14 protein-coding genes are annotated in these 16,389 nt (G+C 58.2%); 7 read left to right on the plus strand and 7 right to left on the minus strand.

Going from position 1 to position 16,389, the window contains the following annotated elements; genetic code table 11:
- Positions 1–42 precede the first annotated feature (42 nt).
- Positions 43–2,676 carry a CARDB domain-containing protein gene (locus tag ACXYMP_RS00815; RefSeq protein ID WP_458903726.1) on the plus strand — a complete coding sequence of 878 codons (2,634 nt, stop codon included), beginning with the start codon at positions 43–45 and terminating at the stop codon, positions 2,674–2,676.
- The gene (locus ACXYMP_RS00820) at positions 2,673–3,281 is read left to right on the plus strand and encodes a hypothetical protein (protein WP_298570563.1); all 609 of its coding nucleotides are present in this window, start codon (positions 2,673–2,675) and stop codon (positions 3,279–3,281) included. The genes ACXYMP_RS00815 and ACXYMP_RS00820 overlap by 4 nt, the downstream gene beginning before the upstream one ends.
- Positions 3,282–3,341: 60 nt before the next feature.
- Here ACXYMP_RS00820 and ACXYMP_RS00825 read toward each other — a convergent pair whose 3' ends face one another.
- Complete coding sequence (locus tag ACXYMP_RS00825; protein WP_298570561.1) at positions 3,342–4,781, minus strand: aldehyde dehydrogenase family protein; 1,440 nt, start codon at positions 4,779–4,781, stop codon at positions 3,342–3,344.
- Between the two features lie 190 nt (positions 4,782–4,971).
- On the opposite strand from ACXYMP_RS00825, the gene ACXYMP_RS00830 reads away from it, so the two are divergent.
- Positions 4,972–5,625 carry a peroxiredoxin gene (locus ACXYMP_RS00830; protein WP_248366882.1) on the plus strand — a complete coding sequence of 218 codons (654 nt, stop codon included), beginning with the start codon at positions 4,972–4,974 and terminating at the stop codon, positions 5,623–5,625.
- Between the two features lie 78 nt (positions 5,626–5,703).
- Here ACXYMP_RS00830 and ACXYMP_RS00835 read toward each other — a convergent pair whose 3' ends face one another.
- From ACXYMP_RS00835 to ACXYMP_RS00845, 3 genes are all read right to left on the minus strand, one after another.
- Positions 5,704–5,898, minus strand: a complete 195-nt coding sequence (locus tag ACXYMP_RS00835; protein ID WP_248366879.1) for a DUF2783 domain-containing protein — start codon at positions 5,896–5,898, stop codon at positions 5,704–5,706.
- Between the two features lie 5 nt (positions 5,899–5,903).
- The gene (locus ACXYMP_RS00840) at positions 5,904–7,514 is read right to left on the minus strand and encodes an FAD-dependent oxidoreductase (protein ID WP_458903729.1); all 1,611 of its coding nucleotides are present in this window, start codon (positions 7,512–7,514) and stop codon (positions 5,904–5,906) included.
- A gap of 111 nt (positions 7,515–7,625) precedes the next feature.
- Positions 7,626–8,576, minus strand: coding sequence for an MBL fold metallo-hydrolase (locus ACXYMP_RS00845; protein WP_458903731.1), 951 nt, complete (start codon positions 8,574–8,576; stop codon positions 7,626–7,628).
- Positions 8,577–8,628: 52 nt separating this feature from the next.
- Here ACXYMP_RS00845 and ACXYMP_RS00850 point away from each other — a divergent pair, with 52 nt between their 5' ends.
- The gene (locus ACXYMP_RS00850) at positions 8,629–9,195 is read left to right on the plus strand and encodes a DUF2585 family protein (protein ID WP_298570550.1); all 567 of its coding nucleotides are present in this window, start codon (positions 8,629–8,631) and stop codon (positions 9,193–9,195) included.
- A 15-nt stretch (positions 9,196–9,210) separates the two neighbouring features.
- Here the strand turns inward: ACXYMP_RS00850 and fahA are convergent, their stop codons facing one another.
- The 3 genes from fahA to hmgA are packed head-to-tail and all read right to left on the minus strand — an operon-like array spanning position 9,211 to position 12,468.
- Positions 9,211–10,470, minus strand: a complete 1,260-nt coding sequence (gene fahA, locus ACXYMP_RS00855) for a fumarylacetoacetase (RefSeq protein WP_458903733.1) — start codon at positions 10,468–10,470, stop codon at positions 9,211–9,213.
- Positions 10,471–10,477: 7 nt separating this feature from the next.
- Positions 10,478–11,116: a maleylacetoacetate isomerase gene (gene maiA / locus ACXYMP_RS00860; protein WP_458903735.1), complete on the minus strand. Its 639-nt coding sequence runs from the start codon at positions 11,114–11,116 to the stop codon at positions 10,478–10,480.
- Positions 11,116–12,468: a homogentisate 1,2-dioxygenase gene (gene hmgA, locus ACXYMP_RS00865; protein WP_458903737.1), complete on the minus strand. Its 1,353-nt coding sequence runs from the start codon at positions 12,466–12,468 to the stop codon at positions 11,116–11,118. Before hmgA ends, maiA begins: the two co-directional genes overlap by 1 nt.
- A gap of 190 nt (positions 12,469–12,658) precedes the next feature.
- Between hmgA and ACXYMP_RS00870 the strand changes: the two genes are divergently transcribed.
- The 3 genes from ACXYMP_RS00870 to flgK all read left to right on the plus strand — a co-directional run bounded on the left by ACXYMP_RS00870 (position 12,659) and on the right by flgK (position 16,383).
- The gene (locus tag ACXYMP_RS00870; protein WP_458903739.1) at positions 12,659–13,471 is read left to right on the plus strand and encodes a flagellar motor protein MotB; all 813 of its coding nucleotides are present in this window, start codon (positions 12,659–12,661) and stop codon (positions 13,469–13,471) included.
- A 120-nt stretch (positions 13,472–13,591) separates the two neighbouring features.
- Positions 13,592–14,899: a flagellar hook protein FlgE gene (locus ACXYMP_RS00875; RefSeq protein ID WP_298570541.1), complete on the plus strand. Its 1,308-nt coding sequence runs from the start codon at positions 13,592–13,594 to the stop codon at positions 14,897–14,899.
- Between the two features lie 26 nt (positions 14,900–14,925).
- Positions 14,926–16,383: a flagellar hook-associated protein FlgK gene (flgK, locus tag ACXYMP_RS00880; protein WP_458903741.1), complete on the plus strand. Its 1,458-nt coding sequence runs from the start codon at positions 14,926–14,928 to the stop codon at positions 16,381–16,383.
- The last annotated feature ends 6 nt before the right edge of the window (positions 16,384–16,389 follow it).

The following is a 16,389-nucleotide window of genomic DNA, read 5'->3' on the forward strand; positions in this document are numbered from 1 at the left end:
TCTTACCTGCAAACTGCAATTTGGCCGCAAGGCGCTCTCAAAATGCCTGTTCATCGACAGACGATCCGTCCGTTTCCAGCTTTCCTCCATGTCGTTCGCTCCACGATATGGGGCGGGTTGTTTTTGCTGTTTCTTCCCGTCTTCGGGCTGGCGCAGACGCTTACCCTAGAGATGTCGCGCGGCCCCTTGGAAGACGGGCGGTTGCGCGAAGCTATCGCGCTTTCGACTGACTGGATGCGGGCAGCGGAACGCACCGGCCTAAATATCCGTGGCGTCATCATTCGACACGCAGACGAGATGGAAACCAAGCGGAGAACGCCGCAGGATATCAGGAAGGCCAAAAGTCTTCTGGCTGAAATGGGGGGCGTATCGCGTAACACCCAGCTGATCGTTTTCTTTGATCCGCAACGAACGCAAAAGCTGGCCCAGTTGGCGGCGGCGAACATGCGGTCACTGGGGCTTGCGCCACGACTGGTGCCGTTGCCAAACGAAGCGCGCGCCGAGATGCAAAGGATGATGCGGACACGCTCTGACATTTCGGATTTGGAGCCTGGGTTCATCATGCTCACGTGGAGCTTCGCCGAGATGCTCACCCCTTTTCCACGTGTGCCAGAGATCGTGCCGCCGGACCGCGTGCGGCCTGACAATCTGACCCCGGTGACGCTGCCTGATCTTGTCGTTTCTGAGTTCCGCGTGGATTTCGATCCTCGCACCAAAATTCTATCCGCGAAGGCTTTGGTAAGAAATGCCGGGCAGAAAGAGGTGCCAGTTCGCTTTGCCGTGACTTTTCCCGACAGCGCTGGCGTGATCAGAGACCAGCTTGGCCGTTCCGTCGCGGGACCATTGGGTCCGGGTCAGGCGCAATGGGTGGAAGCCGCGGTTCGCGTCAACGATTCCGCGCTCGGGCAAACGGTGCGCCTGCACGCGGTTGCGGATGCCGCCCTGACGATCCACGAGACAAACGAGCGTAACAACAATAGCGTTGAACGAAGCGTATATTTGGTACGTCCGACTCCACCCCCGCTGGATTTGGCTGTTGCGAGGTTTGACCCGACCTATGACCCACTCTCGCGCCGCCTGACGCTTCAGGTCACCGTGCGGAACGTTGGCGGCTCACCCGCCGGACCGTCCTCGCTGCAGGTGTTCGAGACGCAAAGGCTTTTCCCTATTCCCGCGATCTCAATTTCCGCAATCGCGCCGGGCGATCATGCGATTGGCGTGGCCAAAATCATTGTCCCCGAAACCGCATTGGGCAAGGTGGCGCAGTTGGAAGCCGTCGCGAACGCGGACAAAAAGCTGCGAGAGGTCAATTTCAACAACAACAGCTTTGGACCCGTTCGTATCAGGCTGGAGCCACCACCTGAACCAGAGCGTGCCGATCTGGCGCTGGTGGCGTTCAAGGCCCGCTACGATCCGGCATCACAGGAGATCGCCGTGAGCCTCGCAGTCCGCAACGAGGGTCGTGGAAATTCTGGCCCGTTCGAGGTCGGCGTTTTTGACCACACCGGCTTTATCAACGCCACCACATTGCGCTCGGAAGGGTTGGCGTCAGGGCAAAGCACAAGCCGGTCCTTGCGCATCCCGGTGCAAGCCGTGACCACAGCGCGCACGATCGTGCTGCAGGCCGAAGCAGATCCGGGCGATCGGGTGCGCGAAAGCAATACTGACAACAATTTCTCGCCCCAAATCAGGCTGCTTTTGGAAGCTCCTCCCAAGCCGGAACAGCCGGACTTGCAGATCGCGCGGTTGTTTGCGGAATATGACCCGGTGCGGAACCATATCGTGTTGCGCGCCGGTGTGGTGAATTCCGGGCTGGCCCCATCAGAGGCAACGCGCGTCCGATTTTCCGAATTGGACGGTCAGGTGCCGGCGACAAACATAGCCCTGCAAGCGTTAGTTCCCGGGCGGTCCATCATTGTGCAGTCCGAGGCGCCGCTGGCGCCTTCGCCTGAAAGCCGTCTTATGAATTTCGTGGCATGGGTCGATGTCGATCGGCGCGTCGATGAAAGCCGCGAAGACAATAATGAAAGCCATGTAGCGACGCTGCGCATTCCGGCATCAGCTGCGCAATTGCCCGACCTGGTGGTAAGGTCGCTTGCCATTGCTCAGACGCAGGCGGGCGCTCCGGTGAGCGTGACGGCAGAGATCGTGAACACGGGCGGATCCGGCAGCGCTGCGACCGATTTGGAACTGATCGTTGCCGGTGCAGGTCCGATCATCAGGCCGCTGCCTGCCCTTGGTCCAAACGAAAGCTACACGCTCCGACTGGAGGTGCCGGTTCGGGTGACGCTGTTCGACGATACAGTAGAGGTGTCACTTGAAGCCGATCCGGCGGGGCGCAACACCGAGGTCACAAAAGCAAACAATCTGCGCCGCGCACAAGGGGCGCTTCACGCGGCGCGTTGGCCCTGGATTGCGCTTTTTGGCGGCGGCTTGGCAGGGCTGCTTATGATATCACGCCTGTTGTCGCGGCTCGGTCGCGGCCGACCTGACCCGAAATCGAAGATCCCCCCCCATCTCGTCCGGCTGCAACCAAGTGTTCATGCCGGTCAACAAGTCGTAACACCCGAACCCGGCAAACCCGGGATCGAGTTTGAGCTATCGCTGCGCCCTAAAATCGATTCCGGCAACGTGGCAGTGGAGCCCCTTGCAGACACGGGAGACCCAGATTCATGACCGAAACCATGACCACCGAACCGGCTGCGACGCTGACGCTCGCCAAGCTTTACGCTTCCGATAGCGCCGCGTTCTCCAAGCTCGAACCCGATCAATCATCAAAAGCGGCCATGCAGAAAGATGTGGAGCAAATGGGGTCTGGGTTGATCGAGGCGTTCACCTTCGCCGCGGCGCTCGCCGTGCTCTACGAAGCGCTTGATGTGGCCTTTTTGGATATCTTGAAGTCCGGCTGGAAAACCATGGCCGAACTACAGGCCTATCGTGATCTGGAAAAGCATCCGCCAGAAGAAAAGAGCTGGGTTAAGCTAGGGCGGCACAAGTTGACCTCGGCCCATGAACCCAAGGTAGAGGTTTTGTTCAACGGCAAACATCTGGGCCAGTTGGACTTTGACGCCAAGCTGACCCTGAACGTGACAGACGCCAAACTGAAGGTGCAAAATGGGCGCATTTGGGAGGTGACAGGACCCGTGTTCGAAGGCGAGGCGACCCTGTCTTACAAGGGCTTTCTGCTGCTGAAGAAGAACTTGGCGCGGTTTACCCTTCCCAGCGGCGTCACCTTCGAGAAGGGCGTTCCAATCATCCCGATGCCGGTTTCCATCGGTTGAACGCGTGCGTTGAAAAAGCCCACACTGGGCGGGCATTTTCAGCGATTTGTTAAGGTCGGATCAGTCGTTCGACCAACCGGACACGGCTTTGACCTCAAGGAAATCCTCGATCCCAAGGATACCACCTTCGCGTCCATTGCCAGATTGCTTGTAGCCGCCGAAGGGCGACCCTGCCGCGCGCGATGTGCCGTTCATCTCGACCATACCCGACCTCAGGTGGCGGGCCACGCGGTTGGCGCGGGTGCCGTCTTGGGTCTGCACATAGTTTGTCAGGCCATAGACGGTGTCATTGGCGATCTCGACCGCGTCATCCTCGGTGTCGAAGGGGATCATCGCCATCACCGGTCCAAAGATTTCTTCGCGCGCGATGGTCATTTGGTTGTTCACATCCGCAAAGATGGTCGGCTTGACGAAATAGCCTTTGTTCAGACCTTCGGGTCGCCCTGTGCCACCGGCAATCAGGCGCGCGCCTTCATCAATCCCGACTTGGATCAGATCCTGGATCTTGTTCCACTGAAGCTCGCTGACCACGGGGCCAATGTGGCGACCTTCCTTGCTGGCCGGTCCAACCTGCACTTTCTCGGCCGCTTCGCGCGCGGCTTCGACCGCTTGATCATAAACGCCGCGTTGCACCAGCATTCGCGACGGCGCGTTACAGCTTTGCCCGGTGTTCTGCATCATATGCATCACGCCACGCTTCACGGCCTTTTCGTCGGCGTCGTCAAAGATGATGTTGGCGCCTTTGCCGCCCAGCTCAAGGCTGACGCGTTTCAAGGTGTCGGCGGCGGCCTTCGAAATGGCGATGCCCGCACGGGTCGAGCCGGTGAAGCTGACCATGTCCACATCGGGATGGGTGGACAGTTGCGTGCCGACGCCCATACCGTCGCCGTTCACCATGTTGTAGACACCGTCCGGGAAGCCGACCTCGTCAACAATCTCGCTCCAGACGATCGATGATAACGGGGCGATTTCGGATGGTTTCAGTACCATTGTGCAGCCCGCAGCCATCGCGGCCACAACCTTCAGCGACACCTGATTCATCGGCCAGTTCCACGGCGTGATCAGCGCACAAACCCCGATGGGTTCATACAGCAGCCGGTCATTCGGCGCATGAGCACCCAACATCTTGTCGAATTCGAAATCCTTGAACGCCGTGATGAAGTTCTGGATGTGGAACGTGCCCGACCCCACCTGCGACGTGCGGGCCAGATCAATGGGCGCGCCCATCTCGATGCTCATCGCTTCGGCCAGATCGTCCGAGCGTTTCTGATAGACCGCCAGTAGCTTCTCGATCAGAGCCAGCCTGTCTTCCTTTTTCGAGAAACCCCAGTCGGCAAAGGCGGCCTTCGCAGCAGCGACGGCGGCGTCAGTGTCCGCCTGATCACCCAGCGAAATGACCGCGCAAACCTCTTCGGTCGACGGGTCGATGACGTTCAAGTCTTTGGCCGCCGCCGGGGCGACCCATTGACCATTAATATAGAAATCGCGCTTCTCGATCATTCCAGTCTCCTTGGTCGGATTTGCGTGCACTCTGGCATTGCGATTTGTCCGACGCAACCCACGGAAACAAAATTTGATCAAATTTTTAGGTGCGACGATTGGGTTGCGTTTGAACCCAGTCAGGGTCTTTAAATGCGCATAAGAGATCGTAACTTAAGATCAACCGAAATGCTTGGACAGGAGAGACCAAATGGGACTTCGCATTAACGACATCGTGCCAAATTTCACAGCCGAAACAGATCAGGGCAAAATCACCTTCCACGACTGGATCGGGGATAGCTGGGCGATTCTTTTCTCGCACCCCAAAGATTACACGCCTGTCTGCACGACAGAGTTCGGCGCGGTTGCGCAGCTTGCCGACGAATGGGCCAAGCGCGGCACCAAGGTGATCGGGCTGTCCGTCGATAGCGCGGAGGAACATGTCAGCTGGAAAAAAGACATCGAGGGCTATTCGGGCGCCAAAGCGGGCTTCCCGATTATTGCCGACGAAGATCTTGCCGTGTCGAAAGCCTTCGACATGCTGCCCGCCGAAGCTTACCTGCCCGACGGTCGCACGGCCGCTGATTCCGCCTCGGTGCGGTCGGTGTTCATCATCTCGCCGGATAAGAAGGTTCAGTTGATCATGACATACCCAATGTCCGTCGGCCGGAACTTCGCCGAGGTTCTGCGCGCCCTTGATGGCCTGCAGGCCACTTACGGCACACCGATTGCCACCCCTGCGAACTGGATCAAAGGCGAAGACGTGATTGTCGCCCTGACGCTTTCGGACGACGAAGCGAAAGCAAAATTTGGCGACGTGGATATCAAGCTGCCCTACCTGCGGACCACTGCAGACCCAAGCTAAATCCAAGCTGGTTTACCAATGGAAAAGCCCGCAACTTCGGTTGCGGGCTTTGTCTTTTCTGCGAACTGTCCACCACGGCTATCCGGCGTCTTGCGCAGCCTTTATCGCCTGAGACAACACGGCTCGATCACCGATATGGTTGGCCAGAATCAAGACTAGGCGCGCATTCAGAGCATCGCTTTCTTCTTTCGACAAGTTTTCATGCGCCGCCAGAAGCTCGGCATAGAAATCGTCGGCACGATTGATGTTCGGCGTCAGGATAAGGTCGGTCATCGGCGTTACTCCTTGCCAGTTGCACGGCGGATGGCCGCGCGGAACAAGTTTTCGTCAAAGCTGGGGCGGCGTGCGGCCACATGCTGATCTGGCCTGATCAGATAGACGGCACTTGGCGCATCGCCCAGATACCGCTCTTGCAGCGCTCCCGTCTTGTCATCTTTTACGGACAACGCCAACCGCGTGACCTCGACCCCTGCTTCTTCGATCACGTCCGGCGCCTCTGCGTCAATGGTCAGAAGAGTGAACTTGTTGCCCAGCTTGGGCAGCAGGAATTCGTCGCCTAACGGCGCATCGGGGCAAGACGATCCTGGGCGGGTCTTTATCGGCCCATCCAGAGCGTCGGCTGAGTTCAGCGGCGATCCGTCGTAGGTGCAGGGCACGGACAAGCGGCCCGAATTCACAAGCGGCCGGGCAAATTCATACTTTTCGGATAGGTCCAGAACCGCATCGCGCAAAAGGCGGCTGGTCGTGGATTTGGGTGTGATGAAATCAGTCGAGCGCGTCGAATTCAGGATGTTTTCATCGGCGCCGTGAATACGTTCCACGTCATAGCTGTCAAGCAGCGCTTCATCGGCCGTGCCATCAATGACCAACTTCAGCTTCCAGCCCAAGTTGTCAGTGTCTTGCAGGCCCGAGTTCGCACCGCGTGCGCCAAAAGGTGACACTTGGTGGGCTGCGTCGCCCGCAAACAAAACGCGACCGTGGCGGAATTTCTCCATCCGGCGGCATTGGAACGTGTAGATCGAGACCCATTCAAGCTCGAACTCCACATCGTCGCCAAGCATCGCCTTAAGGCGCGGGATCACATTCTCGGGCTTCTTCTCTTCTTCCTTGTCGATGTCCCAGCCAAGTTGCAGGTCAATGCGCCACACGCCATCGGGTTGCTTGTGCAACAGGGCAGATTGGCCGCGGTTGAAGGGCGGATCGAACCAGAACCAGCGTTCGGTTGGAAAATCAGCGTCCATGATCACATCGGCAATCAGGAAGTTGTCTTCGAACACACGCCCTACGAAATCCAGCCCCAGCATTTGACGCGTCGGTGATCCAGCGCCGTCACAAGCGATCAGCCAATCGGCCTCGATGTTATACGGTCCATCGGCCGTGTCGATTTCCAGCGTGGCGTGATCCGGGTGGGTGCCAATTGCTGTGACCTTGTTGCCGCCCCGAATTTCAATCGGCGCGCCCTGGGCTTCCAGCTCGCGCACGCGGTTCACCAGATACTCTTCGAAATAGTATTGCTGAAGATTGATGAAGGCCGGGCGTTGGTGGCCTTCTTCTGGCAGCAGGTTGAACGTATAGACCTCGCGTTCATCAAAGAAGACTTTACCAACGTCCCATTTTACGCCTTTGTCGACCATCGGCTGACCGCAGCCCAGACGGTCAAGAATCTCAAGCGGCCGTTTGGCAAAGCAGATCGCCCGAGATCCGCTGCTGACCTTGTCGTTGTCGTCAACAATGACGACCTTGACCCCCTGCTGTGCCAGATCAATCCCCATGGCCAGCCCGATAGGACCGGCCCCGATGATCACGACCGGGTGGCGCACGGGCGCCGATGCATCCTGATCGGAGCTGTGTTGATAGGGATACAGCGGGACTTCAAAAATCTTGTTCATAGGTTTTCCTCCGGCTGGCGGCGCGCTTGTGCCAATTGTAGCGCATTTCGTTGCGAAAACAACGAAGCTGGTCGGGATGCGCTGATATGCGCGTCAACGCACCCCTTGCGCTTAGCCCTGCAGGGCGTCCCACATCTCCAGATCGCGCTGGGCGGTCCAGATACGGGGCGTATCAATGCCGCGCGCCTCGTCATAGGCACGGGCGACGTTGAAAGGCAGGCAGTGCTCGTAAATCGCGTAGTCGGCAAATTTGGGGTCACATTCGGCGCGACACGCGTCCCATGCCTCTTTCAACGATCCACCCCGCGCGGCAACCTTGGCCACCGGGCGATAGGTGCTTTCCACGAAGTCGCGGGTGTTTTCGATAGCGGCGTTCACCATATCTTTGCCGACCAAAGCGTCACCACGCCCCGGCGCAATCGCGTCCACGTCGAAAGCAGCGATGCTGTCCAATGTATCGCCCCAGTCGCTGAAATGCCCGTCACCGCAATAGCAGGCCGAGTGGTATTCGACGATGTCGCCGGTGAACATCACGTTCTGGTCCGGCACATGGATCACGATATCACCCGCCGTGTGCGCACGCCCCAGATGCATCAGATCAACGCGGCGATTGCCCAGATAGACGGTCATGTCATCGGAAAAGGTGGTGGTTGGATAGGTCAGGCCGGGGATGCTTTCGTGCCCTTCAAACAAGCGCGGGAAGCGTTGGAATTCGCTGTCCCAGTCTTCCTGCCCGCGCTCAACGACCATCGCGCGGGCGGCGTCACCCATGATGATCTGATCCGCGCCATAAGCGGACGCGCCCAACACGCGCACCGCGTGATAATGGGTCAGGACAACATGGCTGATTGGTTTGTCGGTGACCGTGCGCACGCATTCGATGACCTTGTTGGCCAGCCGGGGCGTCGCCTGAGCTTCCACAATCATCACGCTGTCATCGCCAATGATGACGCCGGAATTCGGGTCACCCTCGGCGGTGAACGCATAAAGCCCCTCGCCGATCTCATCAAAGGTGATTTTCTTTTCCGTCATGTCGCCTTGCGACGCGAATGCCTTTGCCATGGTCCGGTTTTCCTTTCTGGACAGGGGTGGGGGATCGTGATTCCCTCACCTCATGTTTGATCGTCGATATCTGCCCTATTGGGGCGTTGCTTTTGTCACCATCGCCACGCTTATCACGCTGCTGGCGATGGGTCGGAATATCTCATGCCCCTGCGGTTACACATTGCTTTGGTATGCAGGTGATGACACCGGGCAAGGGTCGCAGCATTTGATGGACTGGTATACACCAAGCCATCTGATCCACGGTTTCCTGTTCTACGGCGCAACCTTCCTGCTGATGCGCCGTTTTGCCCTTGGTTGGCGGCTGCTGGTCGCCACCATCGTCGAAGGGGCGTGGGAGGTGGCCGAGAACACCGAGGCCGTTATCAACCGCTACCGCGAATTTACCGTATCCGGTGAATACTGGGGCGATAGCGTGGTAAATTCCGCTGTCGATCTTGGCGCCATGTTCTTGGGCTTCTGGCTGGCGTTGCGCCTGCCAATCTGGGCGAGCATCTTGATCGTCGTGGGCTTCGAGGTGCTGACAACCTTTCTGATCCGCGACGGGTTGGCGTTGAACATCATCATGCTGCTGGTGCCATCCGAGGCGATCCTCGAATGGCAGTCTGCAGGGGGATGATGCCCAAACACGCATTTACTTGGGCCACTTCACGGCGGGCAGGATTTTCCCAACACAATCGCCGAACCCTATCAGAAACCCGTCACCCTTGGCGGCCCCGCGCAGGGTCAGGGTGTCGCCATCTTCGATGAAGGTGCGCGTCTCGCCGGTGTCCAGCGTGAAGGGCTCGCGACCTGCCCAGCTCATCTCCATCAGTGAACCATATTCCGTCTTGGTCGGGCCAGAGATCGTGCCAGACCCCAAAAGGTCACCCACATTCATTCCGCAGCCGCCAATCGCGTGGTGGCACAGTTGCTCAGCGGCCGAATAATACATGCGGGTGTAGTTGGTTTCGCCAACAACGCTGGCTTTGTTTGCGCCTTCGGGCTGCATCAGCACTTGCAGCGAGATGTCGTAAAGCCCGTCCTTCGACCCATCGAGATAGGGCAGAAGTTCCTTTTCTCGCTTGGGTGTCGGCGCGCGAAACTCCTCCAGCGCGGCCGCGGTCACGATCCATGGGCTGATCGAGGTGCCAAACGCCTTGCCCTGGAACGGGCCGAGTGGCTGGTATTCCCAACCCTGAATGTCGCGGGCGGACCAGTCGTTCAGAAGGACATAGCCGAAGATCATTTCGTCGGCCTCGTCCACCGTTATGGGTTGACCAAACTCGCAAGACTTGCCGACGATGGCCCCCATCTCAAGTTCAATGTCCAGACGCATCGAGGGGCCGAAGCTTGGCATCTCGGCGTCGGGCGCTTTGCGTTGGCCGTTCGGGCGGTGGATCGGTGTGCCGGAGATCACAACCGAAGATGCGCGCCCATTATATCCAATCGGGATGTGCAGCCAGTTGGCGGGCAGATCGGGTGAGCCGCGCAGGATCGCGCCCATATTGGCCGCGTGCTGACGACCGGCATAGAAGTCGGTGTATTCCGAAACGAGGAACGGCATGTGCAGGTCCGCGTCGGCTTGTTTGACCAGCAGCGGTTCAACCGCCGCGCGCTCTGATGAGCCTTCGCGCAGCAATTGCTCCATACGGGTGCGGAGGGCAGACCATGCATCCGATCCCTGCTCCATCAACTCGTTCCAGAACGGGACGTCGAAGACGGGGTCGTCGCTAATTTCGATCAGGCCAGCCTCTTCTGCTGCGGCCACATCAAAGATCATATCCCCGATAGCGACGCCACAGCGCGGCTCATCATCCCCGACCGAGAAGACACCATAGGGCAGGTTGTTCAGCGGAAAGGGTGTGTCGGCGGAGTTCGCGCTTTCCACCCAGGATTTTTTCAGTTTGCTCATGTGATCCTCACTCGGCGTCCGGCTGTGCCTCGGGTCGCGCATCGGCGAAGGCGGGTAGGGCCAGACAGGTTTCTTCAATCTCGGTCAGACGCGGATAGGGGGTCAGGTCCACCCCCCAGCGCCGCGCATTGTAGTATTGCGCGACAAGGCAGATGTCCGCCAGTGTCGGCGTGTCGCCAAAGGAAAAGCGCGTATCTTTGCGCACCATCTGTTCCAGCGCCGCAAAGCCCCTGTCCATCCAATGGCACATCCACGCTTTCTTGTCTTTAGGTCCAGCGCCGAAAGTGTCGCCCAGATGGGCCACGACACGCAAGTTGTTCACCGGGTGAATATCCATCGCGACAACATGAGCGGCAGCAAGCACATGCGCGCGCTCAACCGGGTCAGGCGGAAGCAATGCGGGGTCGGGCTGTAGCGCCTCCAGATAATCGATGATCGCCAAGGACTGCGTTAGAACCGTTCCGTCATACAGCACCAGTGTCGGCACCAGATGGGCGGGGTTCATTTCAACATACGCTGGCGAATGTTGCTGCCCGCCATCCTTCACCAGATGAACCGATTCCAGTTCCGCGTTGATCCCTTTCAGGTTCAACGCAATGCGCACGCGGTAAGCCGCGGTGGACCGCCAATAGGTATAAAGCTTCATTATTTCTTACCGGGCGTGCCGTCGAACTTCTTCTCAAGGCTCTCCCAGCAGTCGATGTAGTCGTCCTGCAGAGGTGCCTCGTTCGCGGCGAAGGCAGTCAGGTGTTGGGGGAAGCGGGTTTCAAACATGAAGGACATGGTGTTTTCCAACTTATCAGGTCCAAGGTTCGAATTCGAGGCACCCTCGAACGCATCACGGTCTGGCCCGTGCGGAAGCATCATGTTGTGCAAGCTCACGCCGCCGGGGACAAAGCCCTGCGGCTTTGCGTCATACTGACCATAGATGTTGCCCATCAGCTCGGACATGATGTTCTTATGATACCATGGGGGGCGGAAGGTGTTTTCCGCCACCATCCAGCGGTCGCGGAACAGAACGAAGTCGATATTCGCCGTGCCGGGTTGACCCGAAGGCGCGGTGAGGACGGTGAAGATCGAGGGGTCCGGGTGATCGAACAAGATCGCGCCGACCGGGCAATAGGTGGTCAGGTCATATTTGTAAGGCGCATAGTTGCCGTGCCATGCGACCACGTCCAAAGGCGACTGGCCGATTTCGGTCTTATGGAACTGGCCGCACCATTTGATGGTGATGGTAGAGGGCACTTCGCGGTCTTCAAATGCTGCGACGGGAGCTTTGAAGTCACGCGGATTGGCCATGCAGTTCGCGCCGATCGGGCCACGCCCCGGCATCTCGAACTTCTGGCCGTAGTTTTCGCAAACGAAGCCGCGCGCGGGGCCTTCCAGCAGTTCGACGCGGTAAACAAGGCCACGCGGGATGATGCCGATTTCCTGCGGGGCAAGGTCGATGATTCCAAGCTCGGTATAGAAGCGCAGCTTGCCTTCCTGCGGCACGACCAGAAGCTCGCTGTCTGCCGAGAAGAAATAATCGTCCACCATCGATTCCGTCACCAGATAGATGTGCGATGCCATGCCGACCTGCGTGTTCACGTCGCCCGCCGTTGTCATGGTGCGCATTCCAGTGATCCAGTTCAGACCCTCGGTCGTAGGAACCGGATCCCAGCGATACTGACCCAGACTGATCACCTCCGGGTCCACACAGGGCGCGGACTTCCAGTAAGGCATATCAACCTTGGTATAGCGCGCGGAATGTTTCACCGATGGGCGAATGCGGTAACACCACGTCCGTTCAGGCGGGTTGGCCGTGAACGCCGTGCCGGACAGCTGTTCGCCATACAGCCCATATTCGCATTTCTGCGGGCTGTTCATGCCTTGCGGAAGCGCACCGGGCAGAGCCTCGGTTTCGAAATCATTTGCCCAACCGGGCATGTAATGGGTTTCGGTGCCGACCGACGACACCGCGCGCGTCATGTCGCGCCCAGAGCTTTGCTGGTTCATCTGAAGCCTCGTTTCAATGCCCGCGAAGGGCGATCCTGTTTGCAGGGCAATGGTATCGTTGCGCTTGCAATGAAGTCAAGGCGGACGGAGGCAGGGATCGACCAGCTGAAAATCCGAACAATTTGAAAGGTTAAACGCCCGTCAACACACCTTTGCTATCCATGTCCTTGGGTGAAAATGAGGTGGTGGGATGAGCGCGAAAACAAATGCGCCTATAATCATCAAGAAAGTGAAGAAAGTCAGTGGCGGTGGCCACCATGGCGGCGCTTGGAAAGTCGCTTATGCAGACTTCGTGACAGCCATGATGGCGTTCTTCCTTCTGATGTGGCTTTTGAATGCAACAACGGAAAAACAACGCAAAGGTATCGCGGATTATTTCAGCCCCACGATCCCGGTCAACCGTGTTTCCGGGGGCGGTGATGGGTCGTTTGGGGGTGACAGCATCTTCACGGATGAGACGCTGTCGCAGACCGGGACTGGCGGTGTGCCGCTGAACACACCGGGTGGCCAAAACGGCGAACCGGACGCCGAAGAATCAGCTAAGCTGGAGAAGCTAGAGGATATGTTGCTGGGGCGCAGCGGTGAAAGTATGGCAAGTGATGGGGTGGAGCGCCACATCGTCACCCGTGTCACCGACGAGGGCTTGTTGATCGAACTGTTCGATCTGGAAAACGAACGTTTGTTTGAACCACAAAGCAGCGTTCCAACTGCGGTGATGAAAGATCTGATCGCGATGGTGGCCCGCGTCTTCGACCTTGTCGAAAATGGGGTCGCGATCGAAGGTCATGTTGCGACGATGCCGATCGTGATTGCCAACAACACCGCCTGGGATCTTTCCTCGGACCGCGCTAGCGTCGTGCGCAAGCTGTTTGGCGCGCAGGGCTTTGAGCCAGAACGAATCCGACGCGTCACGGGCCATGCCGATCGTCAGCCAGTTGCAGGAAACACGATGGCAGTGCGCAACAATCGCATAGAACTGATCCTTCTCAGGTCTGACAAATAGTGACCCCGTGCGGGTCGAGCACTGACATTTCAGAAGATTTTCTTCCGTTAGCCGCCTGTTAAGGTCGCACCGGTAATGATGTGCCTCAAGACGAAGAATGATGCAGCAGAAAGGCGCACCATGACAATCTCCTCTTCCTTGAGCGCCGGCGTAGCCGGTTTGAACGCACATGCAACGAAATTGGCCACGATTTCGGACAACATCGCGAACTCCTCCACATTCGGATACAAACGGGCGACAGCAGATTTCCAAAGTCTCGTCATTGGCGGCTTGGCGGGATCCGGCACCTATTCAGCCGGCGGGGTCCGAACCACAACGCAACGCCTGATCGATGAACATGGGCCACTGATTTCGACTTCAAACCCGATGGACATCGCGGTCGGTGGGCGCGGTATGCTGCCAGTCACGCAGGAGGTCTTTGCCGACGCAAATCCTGGCGAACGACCGATGATGATGACCACGACCGGCTCGTTTCGAACGGATTCCGAAGGCGTGCTGAAAACCGAAACTGGTCTTGTCCTGTTGGGTTGGCCAGCGGACGCAGATGGAAACATTGCGACCTACCCGCGCGATACGGGAGTCGGGCTGGAGCCGGTTGTCATCAACGCCAACCAGACAGCAGGCGACCCGACAACTGAAATGAAGCTGGGCGTCAACCTTCCGGCAATTGAAACTCAGGCAGGGGCTGACGGAACTGCTCTACCGCTTTCGGTCGAGTATTTCGGAAACTTGGGCACCTCCGAGACTCTGGATTTCTCATTTACCCCGACCGTACCTGGCACCGGGTCGTCAAACGAATGGACAATGGTCATCACGGATAGCGCGTCAGGCGGTGCCTCGATCGGGGAATACACGCTGACGTTTGACAATAGCCGTACAGATGGCGGCACCCTTGCGTCGGTCTCGGTCGTTTCGGGCGGAACATACAATGCGGCGAATGGGACTTTGGACCTGACGGTCCTGGGTGGCCCCATGTCACTGACAATCGGTAAAATTGGCGATCCAAACGGGTTGACCCAACTGTCTGACAGTTTCGCTCCTGTTTCGATCACCAAGGACGGATCACCTGTCGGCAACCTAACGGCCGTCGAGGTTGACGAACACGGCTACATCAAGGCGACCTATGACACCGGCTTCATCCGGACGATCTATCAGGTGCCGCTTGTCGATGTGCCAAATCCGAATGGTCTGATTTCGATGTCGAATCAGGCCTACCAAGTCTCTCCCGAAAGCGGTTCTTTCTTCATGTGGGACGCCGGTGACGGCCCAACCGGAGAGGTTGTGGGTTTCGCCCGTGAAGGGTCGACAACCGACGTAGCCGGCGAACTGACAAACCTGATCCAGACGCAGCGCGCCTACAGCTCGAATGCGAAGGTGATCCAGACCGTGGACGAGATGCTTCAGGAAACAACCAACATCAAACGGTAATGACGCGCGCCACCGGGAGCTAATTCATGAGCATCGCAGGAGCCCTCTCCAACGCCCTTTCAGGCCTGAACGCAAACGCCAGAGCCGCAGAACTTGTGTCTTCAAACGTGGCCAATGCGATGACGGAGGGCTATGCACCCAGATCGTTGGAGCTGTCGACCAGATCGCTCGGTGGCGCGGGTTCGGGCGTGCGCGTCGAAGGTGTCATCCGGCATACGGACAACGTGCTGATTGGCGACCGTCGCCTTGCCGACGCAGCTATAGGGCACACCGGAACACATGCTCAATTCCTCTCGGATCTGGAGCGTGTGATCGGAAGCCCCGACAGCGCGGGGTCCCTTTCGGGACGCATCGCTCAATTCGAAGCGTCTCTGGTCGAAGCTGCAGCACGTCCCGACAGCGAAGCACGCCTGTCCGCAGTTCTGGACGCAGCCAAAGGTTTGACCTCCCATTTGAAGACGACCACCGACAACATTCAAAATGCGCGCCTTGAAGCTGACCGGGGCATCGCGCTTCAGGTCGACCAGCTGAACGCTGGCCTGAAAGATGTTCAGTTCCTCAACACCAAAATTCAAGAAGCCATGATGCGTGGCGTCGACCCGTCCGGCATGATGGACCTTCGCCAATTGAAGATTGATGAAATTTCGTCAATTGTCCCACTCAAGGAAATACCCCGCGACCACGGCCAAGTTGCGCTGATCACCACGGGTGGGGCTTTACTTCTGGATGGCAAAGCTGCCGAGCTGGAATTCTCCACCGTAAACATGATTGTTCCAGAAATGACACAAGCAGGCGGGGCACTATCCGGCTTGACGATCAATGGGCGGGCAATTGTCACCTCGGCTGAGCGAGGCCCGATTGCCGGCGGCTCACTGGCCGGTCTGTTCGATGTCCGCGACGATCTTGCGGTTTCTGCCCAAAGCCGCGTTGACGCTGTTGCCCGCGATCTGGTTGAACGGTTCCAGGACCCTTCACTTGACCCGACACGTGCACCCGGTGGTGCCGGTCTTTTCACGGATAACGGCGCGCCGTTTGACCCACTCGATGAAGTCGCGCTTTCAACGCGCCTTACGGTTAACGCTGCTGTCGATCCTGACCAAAGCGGCGCGATTTGGCGCTTGCGCGATGGGCTTGGCGCGGCCGTTCCGGGCGATGTTGGAAATGCCTCGTTGCTAGGAGACCTTGCCGATGCCTTGTCTGAAAACCGCGTGCCCGCATCGGGCGGGTTTCTTGGCGCGGCCCGGTCGTCCGCTGGCCTTGCGGCTGATCTTTTAACAGTCATTGGCGCAGAACGAAATCAGACCGAAACGCGCCTGACCTTCTCAACAGCACAACACAACAGTTTGCGGCAAATGGAGTATTCGAAGGGTGTCGATACTGATGCGGAAATGCAAAAGCTCATGATGATCGAACAGGCCTACGCGGCGAACGCACAAGTCATTTCGACCGTCGATGAGATGCTTCAAACGATCCTTGGGCTGTAGGAGGCG

The sequence above is a fragment of the Aliiroseovarius sp. CAU 1755 genome, assembly GCF_054482655.1.